Raw genomic sequence first — 13,321 nt, 5'->3', positions numbered from 1 at the left:
TACGCGTGAACCTAATTATGAAAATGCTGGCTGCACCAGCAACCGTATTGGCCCTATGGGCAGTCAGTGCCCAAGCGGCGACCACCGACGAAATCGCCAAGCGCCTCGAACCCGTCGGCCAGGTCTGCGTCCAGGGGAAAGAATGCAAAGGCATGGAAGTTGCCACTGCCGCCGGCGGCGCTGGCGGTGCCAAGGCGCCGAAAGATATCATTGCCAAACATTGCAATGCTTGCCACGGTACCGGCCTGCTGGGTGCGCCGAAAATCGGTGACACGGCAGCCTGGAAAGAGCGCGCCGATCACCAGGGCGGCCTCGACGGCATCCTGGCCAAGGCCATTACCGGCATCAACGCCATGCCGCCAAAAGGCACCTGCGCCGATTGCTCGGATGAAGAGCTCAAGGGCGCCATCAAAGAGATGTCTGGCCTGTAATACGCCGACATCCTGCACAAGAAAGCCGCTTACGAGCGGCTTTTTTGTGCCTGGGGTTCTTCAGGGCTGTTCATCGCAACCAAGACCCGGCAAGCTCGGTCCAACCCACATTCATGGAATGTCCAGGAGGGTGCGATGGTGCAGTTGTGTTCAATCGAACAAGCGGTGGATGACGTGCTCGAGCGCCTGCCCGCGCATATTCATCTGGGCATGCCCCTGGGGCTGGGCAAACCCAACCTGTTCGCCAACGCGCTGTACCGGCGCATCGCTCAACTACCCGAGCGACAGCTGACGATCTACACGGCCCTGAGCCTGGGGCGGCCAAACCTGGGTGATGGCCTGCAGAAGCGTTTCCTCGAGCCCTTTGTCGAGCGGGTCTTCGGCGACTATGCCGAACTGGATTACCTGGCCGACCTGCATCAGGACAGTGTGCCACCCAACATACGGGTCGAGCAGTTCTTCATGCAGCCCGGCAGCCTGTTGCACAGCGCGTCGGCCCAGCAGAACTATGTCAGCAGCAACTACAGCCACGCGGCCCGGGATATCAACGCTGCCGGCTTGAACCTGGTGGCGCAATTGGTGGCGAGCGAGCCACAGCATCCGGATCGCCTGAGCCTGAGCTGCAACCCGGACATCACCCTCGACCTGCTGCCGATGATCGCCAAGCGCCGGGCCGCCGGAGAAACCATCCTCCTGGTCGGCCAGGTGCACAACGATTTGCCGTACATGCCGGGTGACGCGGAAGTCGGCATCGACGTTTTCGACCTGTTGATCGATGAGAAGGACAACCACACGTTGTTTTCCACGCCGAACATGCCGGTGGGCTTGCAGGACCATCTGATCGGCCTGCACGCCAGTACCCTGGTGCGCGACGGCGGGACGCTGCAGATCGGCATCGGCGCCATGGGCGATGCCTTGACGGCGGCGCTGCTGGCGCGCCAGGCCGACAACGCCGGTTACCAGGCGTTGCTGGTGGACCTGAACCTAAGCCAGTGGGCGCAACTGATCGAGCGCGAGGGCGGGGTCGAGCCATTTGCCAAAGGGCTGTACGGCTGCAGTGAAATGTTCGTCAACGGTTTGCTGGTGCTGGCCGAGGCCGGGATCATCCGGCGCAAGGTCTACCCCGACGTTCCAACCCAGGAACGGGCCAACGCCGGTACCCTCGACGAGGCGGCGCAGCCCGACGGCATCTGCATACACGGCGGGTTCTTCCTCGGGCCGCGCAGTTTTTACCAACGCCTGCGTGAGTTGCCGCACAGCCGTCTTCTTGAATTCAACATGACGCGCATCAGTTACATCAACGAGCTGTACGGCCAGGAACAGCTCAAGCGCCTGCAGCGCCTGGACGCCCGGTTCATCAACACGGTCTTCACCATGACCCTGATGGGGGCCGGGGTGGCCGATCAGTTGGAAGACGGGCGGGTGCTCAGCGGTGTGGGCGGGCAGTACAACTTCGTTGCCCAGGGCCATGCGCTGGAGGGCGGGCGTTCGATCCTGCTGCTGCGCAGTTGGCGTGAGGCCGCGGGCGAGATCAGCTCGAACATCGTCTGGGAGTACGGCCATTGCACGATTCCGCGGCACTTGCGCGACATCGTGGTGACCGAATACGGCATCGCCGACCTGCGAGGCAAGACCGACGCCGCAGTGATCGAGGCGTTGCTCAATATCAGCGATTCACGCTTCCAGCCCGGGCTGATCGAGCAGGCGCAAAGTGCCGGCAAGCTGCCGAAGGACTTCCGTCTCGATCCGCGGTTCGCCGACAACACATCGGAACGCTTGCAGGCGATCCAGGCGCGGCATCCGACTCTGTTTCCCGAATACCCGCTGGGGTGTGATTTCGATGAGGTCGAGCGGGACCTGCTGCGGGCACTGAACTGGCTCAAGAGCAAGTTCAAGCTCACCGAGATCCTGGAGTTGGGCAAAGCCGCGCTCGATGCGCCGGAGCCTTGGGAGTTTGCCGGGCATCTGGAGCGGATGCAGCTGGCCAGCCCTGAAGGGCTGAAAGAAGAGTTGTTTCAACGGTTGTTGTTGGCGGGGCTTAAGGCCACCGCGCCTTAGCGACCCACCTAAAACCCCTGTGGGAGCGAGCTTGCTCCCACAGGAGGCACAGGGTTATTCGATGAAGGTCACAACCCCACCGGCCAGCGACTTCACCCGCGCCAACGATTCAACCCGATAGCCCTGGGCATCGAGTTCCGCGCGACCGCCCTGGAATGACTTCTCGATCACGATCCCCAGCCCGGCGACGGTGGCGCCGGCCTGCTTGATGATGGAGATCAGCGCCTGGGAGGCTTTGCCGTTGGCCAGGAAGTCATCGATGATCAGTACCCGGTCGCTGCTGGTCAGGTGACGCGGGCTGATGGCGACGGTGCTTTCGGTTTTCTTGGTGAACGAATACACAGTGGCCGACAGCAGGTTTTCCGTCAGGGTCAGGGACTGTTGTTTGCGGGCGAAGATCACCGGTACGCCAAGGTTCAGGCCGGTCATGATCGCCGGGGCAATCCCTGAGGCTTCGATGGTGACGATCTTGGTGATGCCCGAGTCCTTGAACAACGCGGCAAATTCGTCGCCGATCAGTTTCATCAACTGCGGGTCGATCTGATGGTTCAGGAACGCGTCGACTTTCAGGACCTGATCGGAAAGCACGATGCCTTGCTCGCGAATTTTCTGGTGCAGGGCTTCCATGAAGCCTCCTCTGGTGACGCCTGCGGCGCCTGGATTGGGTAAAAAGTGTGGTGGAAAACTAACGCTTCAACATCGCTCGTATATCGGCCAGGGCACTGTTGCCGCGAACGACTTTGACTTCCGTCGGTGTGTCGTCGTTGCCTTCCCAGGCCAGGTCGTCCGGCGGCAGTTCATCGAGAAAGCGGCTGGGGGCGCAGTCGATCACTTCGCCGTATTGCTTGCGCTTGGCGGCGAAGGTGAAGGCCAGCGTCTGACGGGCACGGGTAATCCCGACATAGGCCAGGCGCCGTTCTTCTTCAATGGTGTCGGCCTCGATGCTGGAGCGGTGCGGCAGGATTTCTTCTTCCATGCCCATGATGAACACGTAGGGGAATTCCAGGCCCTTGGAGGCGTGCAGCGTCATCATTTGCACACCTTCGGCGCCGTCTTCCTCCTCCTGCTGGCGTTCGAGCATGTCGCGCAGCACGAGTTTGCCGATGGCATCCTCGACCGTCATGTCGCCGTCTTCGTCTTTTTCCAGGGTGTTCTTCAATGCCTCGATCAGGAACCAGACGTTGCCCATGCGGTAGTCGGCAGCCTTGTCGCTGGAGCTGTTGGTGCGCAACCAGTTCTCGTAGTCGATGTCCATGACCATGCTGCGCAGCGCCGAAATCGGGTCTTCGCCGGCGCACTGTTCGCGGACCTTGTCCATGAAGCGCTTGAAGCGCGCCAGGCGATCGGTGAAACGGCTGTCCAGATGCTCGCCCAGGCCGATTTCGTCGGTGGCGGCGTACATCGAGATCTTGCGTTCGGTGGCGTAGTTGCCGAGTTTTTCCAGGGTGGTCGAACCGATTTCCCGGCGCGGCACGTTGATCACCCGCAGGAAGGCGTTGTCATCATCCGGGTTCACGATCAGGCGGAAGTAGGCCATCAGGTCCTTCACTTCCTGGCGTCCGAAAAAGCTGTTGCCCCCTGACAGGCGATAAGGGATCTGGTGATGCTGCAGTTTCAGCTCGATCAGCTTGGCCTGGTAGTTGCCGCGGTACAGGATCGCAAAATCGCTGTACGGCCGGTCAGTGCGCAGGTGCAGGCTGAGGATTTCCATGGCCACGCGCTCGGCTTCGGCGTCTTCGTTGCGGCAACGGATCACGCGGATCTCGTCGCCGTGGCCCATCTCGCTCCACAGTTGTTTTTCGAACTCGTGGGGGTTGTTGGAAATCAGCACGTTGGCGCAGCGCAGGATACGGCTGGTGGAGCGGTAGTTCTGCTCCAGCATCACCACTTTGAGCGACGGATAGTCTTCCTTGAGCAACATCAGGTTTTCCGGCCGCGCGCCGCGCCAGGCATAGATCGACTGGTCGTCGTCACCCACCACGGTGAATTGGTTGCGCTTGCCGATCAGCAGCTTCACCAGCAAATACTGGCTGGCGTTGGTGTCCTGGTATTCGTCCACCAGCAGGTAGCGGACCTTGTTCTGCCATTTCTCGAGAATGTCGGCGTGGTCCTGGAACAGCTTGACCGGCAGCAGGATCAGGTCGTCGAAGTCCACCGCGTTGAACGCCTTGAGCGTGCGCTGGTAGTGGGCGTAGACGATGGCGGCGGTCTGTTCCTTGGGGTTGCGGGCGTTTTCCAGGGCCTCGGGCGGCAGGATCAGGTCGTTTTTCCAGGCGCCGATCATGTTCTTGATCTCATCCACGCCGTCGTCGCCCGAGTATTCCTTCTGCATGATGTCAGTCATCAGGGCCTTGACGTCGGTCTCGTCGAAAATCGAGAAGCCCGGTTTGTAGCCCAGCCGCGCGTGTTCCTTGCGGATGATGTTCAGGCCCAGGTTGTGGAAGGTGCAGACCGTCAGGCCGCGGCCTTCACCGGCGCGCAGCAGGCCACCGACCCGCTCTTTCATTTCCCGGGCGGCTTTGTTGGTGAAGGTCATGGCGACGATGTACTGGGCGCGGATGCCACAATTCTGGATCAGGTGCGCGATCTTGCGGGTGATTACGCTGGTCTTGCCGGAGCCTGCACCGGCGAGCACCAAAAGAGGGCCGCCGACATAGTTCACGGCTTCTTGCTGCCGGGGATTGAGTCGGGACATGACAGGATCAGGGAGTCGTTTGCGAAATGGGCCGGCATTTTAACAGGCTCAGAGAATTGTGCTGCTCTGTCCGACTTGTGACGCACAGCGCATTGTCATTTGCCGCTTTTGTTACTTTCACGCAGGATGTGAGGCCAATTGCGTCCAGCGCAGGATTTGGAGTGGAAAAAACCACCGAAACCGCGTGTTTGAGAACCATTGGCATTGGTCATTGCCCATGGGCACGTCATAATGCCCGGCGCCTACCACCTTGCAGAGTCTAGGGAGTCAGCTTGTCAACGCCTGTCGAACCCTTGCGTTTGCTGTTATTGGCCCAAGAGCCTGCGTGGTCAGCAATATTGCGCGAGTGCCTGGCGCCCTTGGGGCCTTCGGTCGTGTTGATCAGCGCCCCGAGCTGGGAGTCAGTCAGCAGCCTGTTCGAAGATAATCGCAACGCGGTGTTGCTGACCGTCGCGGCGTTGCAGCCGGCGCCGGGCCGTTGCAGCCTGCCGACGATCCTGTTGCTCGAGCACGAGCCGGCGGTTGCCCCCGACGGTGTCAGCGACTGGTTGGTGCGTGATGTCCTCGACAGCGCGACCCTGCGTCGTTGCCTGCGGCATGTGCGCGAACGGGGCGTGCTGGAAAACACCTTGCAGCGCCTTGCCGAACAGGACCCCTTGACGGGCATCGCCAATCGCCAGGGCTTCCAGACGCTGCTGGCGGCGCGCCTGGCGGAAAACGACGGCCGTGGCCTGGCGCTCGGTCACCTGGACCTGGACAACTTTCGTCACGCCAACGACGCCCTCGGCCATCAGGCCGGTGACCGCTTGATCCTGCAAGTGGTGTCGCGGCTCAAGGGCTCGCTCGAGGCCGGCGATCAATTGGCGCGGTTGGGCAGTGATGAATTCGCCCTGCTGATCGACACCCGCCGCGCGCCACAGCGGGCCGAGTGGATGGCCGAGCGTATTACCGAAGCCTTGGCCGAACCCTATTGGGTGGACGGTGAAAGCCTACTGATCGGCTGCAGCCTGGGGGTTGCCCACGCTCGCGCCCAGGCCGGCGCCGATCCGCTGATGTGGCACGCCCACATCGCCATGCAGCAGGCCAAGAGCACCCAGGGCTGCACTTTTCATATCTTCAACGAGCGCATCAATCGCAATGCCCGCAGCCTCGCCGACCTGGAAAGCGAACTGCGCCGGGCACTGCGCCGCGACGAACTGGAGCTGCATTACCAGCCACGGTTGAACCTTGATGGCGGCCACATCGTCGGCCTCGAAGCCCTGGTGCGCTGGCGTCATGGGGAACGTGGCTTGCTGCCACCGAGTGAGTTCGTGCCGCTGGCCGAACAGAGCGGCCTGATCGTGCCGCTGGGCTACTGGGTGATTTCCCGGGCGCTGCGGGACATGCAGGCTTTGCGCGAGCGGGGGCTGGCGCCGTTGCACATGGCGGTCAACCTGTCGTTCCGACAGTTCCAGGACAGCCAGTTGCTGCCAACCTTGAGTCGACTGATTGCCGAGCGGGGTGTCGAGGCGCAGTGGCTGGAGTTCGAACTCACCGAAACCGCCGTCATGCGCCGTAGCGAACTGGTCAAGCAGACCATGGATGCCCTGGGCCGCCTGGGGGTGCGCTTCTCCCTGGACGACTTCGGCACCGGGTTCTCCTCGTTCGTGCACCTCAACAGCCTGCCCATCGCCCTGCTCAAGATCGACAAGAGTTTCGTCGGCGGCATGGAGCAGCGCGAAGAGAACCGCAAACTGGTGCACGCGATGATCAACCTGGCGCATAACCTCAACCTGGAAGTGGTGGCCGAAGGTGTGGAAACCCAGGAACAACTGGACCTGCTACGCGGCTTCGGGTGTGACCAGGTGCAGGGTTTCCTGATCAGCAAGCCGTTGCCGTTGCCGGAGTTGGTTGAATACCTGACGTTCGAGGGTGATCAACAGTCGATGCTGGAAATCAGCTGACACAAAACCCTATGGGAGCGAGTTTGCTCGCGATGGCGATAGGTCTGTCCCATTTATTTTGACTGACACACCGCTATCGCGAGCAAGCTCGCTCCCACAGGGGGATACATCTCAATCGGCCTGGATGGCTTGGAAACGTTGCTGCCCAGGCTCACTGCGAATCATCCGCTTCATCTTCCATTCAAACGCCGCCGTCAGGCTCACGGCCGCGCAGGCCAGCCCCAGGGCCAAGCCCCACCAGACGCCAGTCGGCCCCCAGTTCAGGTGAAACGCCATCCACCACGCCGCCGGAGCGCCGATCAGCCAATAGCAACCCAGACCCACCAGGAAGGTGGTCTTGGCGTCCTTGAGCCCGCGAATGCAACCCATGGCAATGGTTTGCGTGCCATCGAACAGCTCGAACCACGCCGCCACCGCCAGCAGGCTCACGGCCAGGTTGATCACGTCGCGAAACGCCGGGTCGTCGTGGTCCAGGAACAAGCCGATCAATTGATGGGGCAGCAGCCAGAACACCATGGCGAACGCCAGCATGGCCGCCGCACCAAAGCCAATCCCGACCCGACCGGCCAGGCGTGCCATCAGCAGTTGCCCGGCACCGTAGTGCTGGCCGATGCGCATGGTGATGGCGTAGGACATCCCGGCCGGTACCATGAACGCCACCGAGACGATTTGCAGCGCGATCTGGTGGGCTGCCAACGGCGTGCTGCCCATGGTGCCCATGCACAGCGCGGCGAACGCAAACAGCCCGACCTCCACCGCGTAGGTGCCGCCAATCGGCAGGCCCAGGCGCCACAGCTCCTTGAGGTACTGGCGATTGGGCCGCGACAGGCCGTCGAGCAGTGGATAGGCACGGTAGGCCGGGTGCCGATGGATATGCCAGGCCAGCGCCAGGGCCATGCAGTTGGCAACGATGGCCGTGACCAGGCCGATGCCCATCAAGCCGAGTTTCGGCAGGCCGAACATGCCGGTGATGAGCGCGTAGTTGAGCAGGAAGTTGGCCACGGTGCCGCCGAGGCTGATCACCATGACCGGTGTGGCCCGGCCGATGGCGCTGGTGAAGCCGCGCAGGGCCATGAAACTCAAGTAGCCGGGCAGGGCGAACGGCAGTGCCAGCAGGAACTGTCCGGCGGACAGCACGTTGGTTTCGGTCTGGCCGAACATCAGCAGCACCGGCTTGAGGTTCCACAACAGCAACCCGGCCATCAGCGCCATCAGCCAGGCCAGCCATAGTCCGGCCTGGGTCAGCCGGGTGGCGCCTTCGACATCGCCTGCGCCCTGGCGGATCGCGACCAGGGTGCCCACCGCGGCGATCACGCCGATGCAGAAGATCGACACGAACGAATAGGTGGCCGCCCCGAGCCCGCCGCCGGCGAGGGCTTGGGGGCTCAGGCGCGCCATCATCACGGTGTCGGTGAGCACCATCAGCATGTGCGCCAACTGCGAGGCAATCAACGGCCCCGCCAGCCGCAGGATGGCCCAGAGTTCGATACGCGCCGGATGCCGCATGATCATCACGCTCCATGTTCAAACAAGGCAGTAAAGCAACGATTCTCGGCGCTCTCGGCGGATTGCACAAAGGGATAAAAAAGATCGCTGGCATGATTAAAACTCATGCTGGACGTGTTTCTGGTAGGGTTTGCAGACCTCGCCATGGAGCTTTTGCGATGCCTCGTCGTCTTCCTCCTCTTTATGCGCTGCGGGCATTCGAAGCCGCGGCGCGCTACAGCTCGTTCACCCGGGCCGCTGAAGAGCTGTCGATCACCCAGAGCGCGGTCAGCCGGCACATTCGCACGCTGGAAGATCACTTTGCCTGTCGGCTGTTCCTGCGCAGCGGCCGCAACCTGCAATTGACCGAGGCGGCACGGTTGCTGTTGCCGGGCGTACGTGAGGGCTTCATGGCGCTGGAGCGGGCCTGCCACACCTTGCATGGCGAGGATGGCATCCTGCGTATGAAAGCGCCTTCCACGCTGACCATGCGCTGGCTGTTGGCGCGCTTGAGTCGCTTCCGGCATTTGCAGCCTGGCAACGAGGTGCAGCTGACCAGTGCCTGGATGGACATCGACTCGGTGGACTTCAACGCCGAGCCCTTCGATTGCGCCGTATTGCTGGGCAACGGGCATTTCCCGGCGGACTGGGAGGCCAGTTTGCTGTTTCCCGAGGAATTGATCCCGGTGGGCGCGCCGAACCTGTTGAACGATCAACCCTGGGATGTGGCGCGGTTGGCCAGCGCGGAGCTGCTGCATCCCACGCCCGATCGCCGGGACTGGCGCAATTGGCTGCAACGCATGGGCCTGTCCGACAAGGTCTCGCTCAAGGGGGGGCAGGTGTTCGATACCCTGGAGCTGGGCATGATCGCGGCGGCACGTGGCTATGGGGTGTCCATGGGCGACCTGTTGATGGTGGCCGAGGATGTCGCCCAGGGACGCCTGAGCCTGCCATGGCCGACGGCTGTCGCCAGCGGTGAGCACTATTATCTGGTCTGGCCGAAAACCCGCCCGGGAGGTGAACGTTTGCGCCGGCTCAGCGACTTCCTCCAGGGTGAGGTGAGGGCCATGCAATTACCCGACGTGCAGCGCCTGGGCTGAAACGTTGCAGTTGCCGTGCTAGCCACTTGGCATTAATCCTTCTAAACCGCTCAAGTATTTGGTTTTGCCGCCGAAGTGAGGATGGAACCTTCGTGCAGAAAGGGCCCAACTTACACCTCACTCGAAAATGCCGAGCGTGCGAGCGTGATCAGGATGATCCGGTCTCTCGGCCAGGAGCCGTCATGTCTCAACCCCGTGCCCGGATCGCCTCACAGCTAGGCCTTGCCCTCGCTGTGATATTGGCGGTCGTGATCTCCGGCAGTACCGTCTTCGCCCTGCGTTCGCTGGACGCTGCCAACCTCGCCACCCGTGAAGAACACCTGGCCAGCGAAGCGCGCCTGATGGCCGATCAGCTCAATACCTTCCACAGCACCTTGCGCGAGAGCACCCAGCGCCTGGCCGGTCTGTTCGAAAAGCGCTTCAGCGCTGGCCTGAACGTGCATCAGGACCAGCCGGTGACGGTGGCGGGCGTACAAACCCCAGGCTTGAGCCTGGGCAGCGAAGTGTTGAACAACAACTTCAAGGAAGTTGATGAGTTCAAGCAAATGACGGCCGGGGTGGCGACGGTATTCGTGCGCAACGGCGACGACTTCATCCGCGTCAGCACGTCATTGACCAAGCAGGACGGTACGCGGGCCATCGGCACCTTGCTCGACCGCGCCGGGCCGGCTTACGGCCCCGTGATAGGCGGGAAAAGCTACATCGGCCGCGCCTTGCTGTTCGGACGTTACTACATGTCGCAGTACACGCCCGTACGCGACAGCAGCGGCAAGATCATTGCCGTGCTGTACGTAGGTTTCGACTACACCGATGCGCAGAACGCGCAGTTCGAGAACCTCAAGCGCTTCCGCATTGGCCAGACCGGTTCGCTGGCCCTGCTGGACGAACAAAATAAATGGCTCGTGCCTCCGGCCGGCGTGCAGGCGCTGGACCAGGCGAGCGCGACCATCGTTGGCCTGGTCAAGAAACCGGGCAAGGGCGCGTTCTGGACCGATACCGCCGAAGATTTCTACAGCGTTGCCGTGCCGTTCGAAGAGGGGCCGTGGGCGGTGGTGGCGAGCATGCCCAAGACCGAGATTCGCGCCGTGACCTGGAGCGTCGGTACGCAACTGGCCATTGGCAGCCTGCTGGCGATGTTGTTGGCGGTCGGCTCGGCGATGTGGTTGCTGCGCAGCAAACTGGCCCCGCTGGGGGATCTGGTGCGCCAGGCCGAAGCCTTGGGTGCCGGTGACTTGAGCGTGCGCCTGAACGTGTCGAGCCATGATGAGATCGGTCAGTTGGCCCGTGCCTTCAACCAAATGAGCCAGGCCTTGTCGACCATGGTCGAGCACATCCGCAAGGCCTCCCAGGAGGTCAACAGCCGTGCCCAGGCCCTGTCCGGGTTGTCCAGCGGGGCGTATGAGGGCATGGAGCAGCAATCCGGCGAAATCACCAGCATGGCCGGCGCAGTGGAAGAGTTCAGTGCAACCTCATTGAACATTGCCGACAACATGGGCAACACCGAGCGCCTGGCCCAGGAAAACGCCCAGCAAACCCGCATTGGTCGAACCTCGATGGATGAAGCGTCGTCGTCCCTGGAACAAATTGCCGGCGCGTTGAACAGCACCGCCACGGTCATCAATACCTTGGGCCAGCGTTCCCAGGAAATTGGCGGCATCGTGGGGGTCATCACCTCGATCGCCGAGCAGACCAACCTGCTGGCCTTGAACGCGGCCATCGAAGCTGCCCGCGCAGGCGAGCAGGGCCGTGGTTTCGCCGTGGTGGCCGATGAAGTCCGCAGCCTGGCTTCCCGCACCCGCCAGGCCACTGACGAAATCTCCAGCATGATCAACAGCATTCAGCAGGAAACCGGCAATGCCATCAGCACGATGGAGCAGGGCAACCTGTTGATGCAGGAAGGCCTGTCGCGCAACGCCAACGTGGCCACGGCCCTGGCGCGCATCGACGAACAAAGCCGCTCGGCTGGCCTGCAATTTGCGGCGATCACTACCGCCACCCAGGAGCAAAGCAGCACTGCGACCCTGCTCAGCAGCAACCTGCAAAGCATCGCCATGGCCAACAGCGAACAGCGCCAAGTGGTCTCGAACCTGGCACTCACCGCCAAGGAACTGGAAAAACTGGCCCAGGACCTGCGCCAAGAGGTTGATCGGTTCCGCTGAGGCGTCCCGTCACGAGCAAGTTCACCCACACCCCTGTGGGAGCTTGCTCGCGATGACGGCCGCCCAGCCAACATCATCTCAATCTGACCCACCGCTATCGCGAGCAAGCTCGCTCCCACAAAAGCTCCCAACCTTAGCTCGTCCCTTTTTTAGGAATATTGCTGTTTTTAAGCTTGCTGAAACGTTTCTTCAAGTCTATAAAAACCGCACAACTCCAATAAAAGGTCGTGACCATGACTCCGCTCAAACTCCTCGTTACCCTTGGCGCCTTGGGCGCTGCCTCCCATGCGATGGCTTGGGATTACGTCCTGCTGGATACCGATAAAGCCGCCCAACCCTGGCAAATCACCAGCCAGCAACTTGGCGTGAAGACCGGCAAGCCCTTTTCCGTGACGATGCGCACCCTGCACGGTGGCCGGCAGGAAGGCGTCAGCATCGTCGACATCGACAATGGGACCCTGAAGCTTTCAGTCGTCCCGACCCGTGGCATGAATGTGCTGCAGGCGTCAGTCGGTGATGTGCGCATGGGGTGGGATTCGCCCGTCAAGGAAGTGGTCAACCCGGCGTTCATCGAGCTCAACGGCCGAGGCGGCTTGGGCTGGCTTGAAGGTTTCAACGAGCTGGTCACCCGTTGCGGCTACGAGTGGGTCGGCCATCCCGGCATGGACAACGGCGAGCTGCTGACCCTGCATGGTCGCGCTGCGAATATTCCTGCCAACAAAGTCACGTTGCACATTGATGAAAAACCGCCCTACGCCATCACCCTGCGTGGCGAGTTGAAGGAGCAGGCGTTCAAGAAGGTCGACTTCTCGGTACAGACCGAACTGGTCACCGAGCCTGGCAGCGTGACGTTCGCGCTCAGCGATACGCTGACCAACAACGGTGATTATCCGAAGGAGTACCAAGCGCTCTACCACAGCAACTTCAGCACACCTTTCCTGGAGCAGGGCGCTCGTTTCGCGGCACCGGTCAAGCAGGTCTCGCCGTTCAACGACAAGGCCAAGGGTGACTTGCCCGATTGGCAAACCTATCGGGCCCCCACCAAGGATTACGACGAAACCGTCTATAACGTCGTGCCATACGCCGATGCCAAGGGCGACACGCTCACCGTGCTGCACAACAAGGCCGGTAGCCTCGGTGTGTCGGTGGGCTTCAACACCAGCACGCTTCCGGTGTTCTCCCTATGGAAAAACACCGATACCCAAGGCCAGGGCTACGTGACCGGGTTGGAGCCAGGCACCAGTTTTTCCTATAACCGCCGGTATCAACGTCCCCTGGGCCTGGTTCCCACCATCGGGCCGAAAGAACATAAGCAATTCCAGATCCACTACAGCCTGTTGGCGGACAAGGGCGCCGTGGATACGGCGCTCAAGCGCATCGACGCTATCCAGAACGGTCAAAAAACCGAGGTGCGGAACACACCGTTGGTAGACCTGAGCAAACCATGAGA

9 protein-coding genes are annotated in these 13,321 nt (G+C 61.8%); 6 read left to right on the top strand and 3 right to left on the bottom strand.

The genetic code is table 11. From position 1 onward, the window contains the following. Positions 1-17: 17 nt before the first annotated feature. On the top strand, positions 18-431 hold the full coding sequence (locus AC09SL_RS22535) for a c-type cytochrome (protein ID WP_058543120.1): 414 nt from the start codon (positions 18-20) through the stop codon (positions 429-431). Positions 432-566: 135 nt separating this feature from the next. Then, positions 567-2,489, top strand: coding sequence for an acetyl-CoA hydrolase/transferase C-terminal domain-containing protein (locus AC09SL_RS22530; protein WP_058543119.1), 1,923 nt, complete (start codon positions 567-569; stop codon positions 2,487-2,489). A 54-nt stretch (positions 2,490-2,543) separates the two neighbouring features. On the opposite strand, the gene AC09SL_RS22525 is transcribed toward AC09SL_RS22530, so the two are convergent. Both AC09SL_RS22525 and rep read right to left on the bottom strand, forming a co-directional pair. Continuing rightward, the gene (locus AC09SL_RS22525) at positions 2,544-3,116 is read right to left on the bottom strand and encodes a xanthine phosphoribosyltransferase (RefSeq protein ID WP_018602593.1); all 573 of its coding nucleotides are present in this window, start codon (positions 3,114-3,116) and stop codon (positions 2,544-2,546) included. Between the two features lie 58 nt (positions 3,117-3,174). Further along, positions 3,175-5,184, bottom strand: coding sequence for a DNA helicase Rep (gene rep / locus AC09SL_RS22520; RefSeq protein WP_058543118.1), 2,010 nt, complete (start codon positions 5,182-5,184; stop codon positions 3,175-3,177). A gap of 272 nt (positions 5,185-5,456) precedes the next feature. On the opposite strand from rep, the gene AC09SL_RS22515 reads away from it, so the two are divergent. Beyond that, positions 5,457-7,127: a putative bifunctional diguanylate cyclase/phosphodiesterase gene (locus AC09SL_RS22515; RefSeq protein WP_058543117.1), complete on the top strand. Its 1,671-nt coding sequence runs from the start codon at positions 5,457-5,459 to the stop codon at positions 7,125-7,127. Positions 7,128-7,238: 111 nt separating this feature from the next. On the opposite strand, the gene AC09SL_RS22510 is transcribed toward AC09SL_RS22515, so the two are convergent. Next, positions 7,239-8,633, bottom strand: coding sequence for a NorM family multidrug efflux MATE transporter (locus tag AC09SL_RS22510; RefSeq protein WP_058543134.1), 1,395 nt, complete (start codon positions 8,631-8,633; stop codon positions 7,239-7,241). 158 nt (positions 8,634-8,791) lie between these two features. On the opposite strand from AC09SL_RS22510, the gene AC09SL_RS22505 reads away from it, so the two are divergent. From AC09SL_RS22505 to AC09SL_RS22495, 3 genes are all read left to right on the top strand, one after another. Then, positions 8,792-9,712 carry a LysR substrate-binding domain-containing protein gene (locus tag AC09SL_RS22505; protein ID WP_058543116.1) on the top strand — a complete coding sequence of 307 codons (921 nt, stop codon included), beginning with the start codon at positions 8,792-8,794 and terminating at the stop codon, positions 9,710-9,712. A gap of 182 nt (positions 9,713-9,894) precedes the next feature. Continuing rightward, positions 9,895-11,871 (top strand): methyl-accepting chemotaxis protein, encoded by a 1,977-nt coding sequence (locus AC09SL_RS22500; protein ID WP_058543115.1) that lies wholly within the window; start codon positions 9,895-9,897, stop codon positions 11,869-11,871. A 233-nt stretch (positions 11,872-12,104) separates the two neighbouring features. After that, a complete protein-coding gene (locus AC09SL_RS22495; RefSeq protein WP_058543114.1) occupies positions 12,105-13,319 on the top strand; it encodes an aldose 1-epimerase family protein in 1,215 nt (404 codons plus the stop codon). Positions 13,320-13,321 lie beyond the last annotated feature (2 nt).

This window comes from Pseudomonas sp. PF05 (assembly GCF_056521845.1).
Note: the sequence above shows the minus strand (reverse complement) of the source record. Positions and strands in the feature narration are given on the sequence as shown.

Bases quoted from the DNA above. Each gene is read 5' to 3' on its own strand.
- AC09SL_RS22535 (WP_058543120.1), top strand. From the start codon at position 18: ATGAAAATGCTGGCTGCACCAGCAACCGTATTGGCCCTATGGGCAGTC.
- AC09SL_RS22530 (WP_058543119.1), top strand. From the start codon at position 567: ATGGTGCAGTTGTGTTCAATCGAACAAGCGGTGGATGACGTGCTCGAG.
- AC09SL_RS22525 (WP_018602593.1), bottom strand. From the start codon at position 3,116: ATGGAAGCCCTGCACCAGAAAATTCGCGAGCAAGGCATCGTGCTTTCC.
- rep (WP_058543118.1), bottom strand. From the start codon at position 5,184: ATGTCCCGACTCAATCCCCGGCAGCAAGAAGCCGTGAACTATGTCGGC.
- AC09SL_RS22510 (WP_058543134.1), bottom strand. From the start codon at position 8,633: ATGCGGCATCCGGCGCGTATCGAACTCTGGGCCATCCTGCGGCTGGCG.
- AC09SL_RS22505 (WP_058543116.1), top strand. From the start codon at position 8,792: ATGCCTCGTCGTCTTCCTCCTCTTTATGCGCTGCGGGCATTCGAAGCC.
- AC09SL_RS22500 (WP_058543115.1), top strand. From the start codon at position 9,895: ATGTCTCAACCCCGTGCCCGGATCGCCTCACAGCTAGGCCTTGCCCTC.
- AC09SL_RS22495 (WP_058543114.1), top strand. From the start codon at position 12,105: ATGACTCCGCTCAAACTCCTCGTTACCCTTGGCGCCTTGGGCGCTGCC.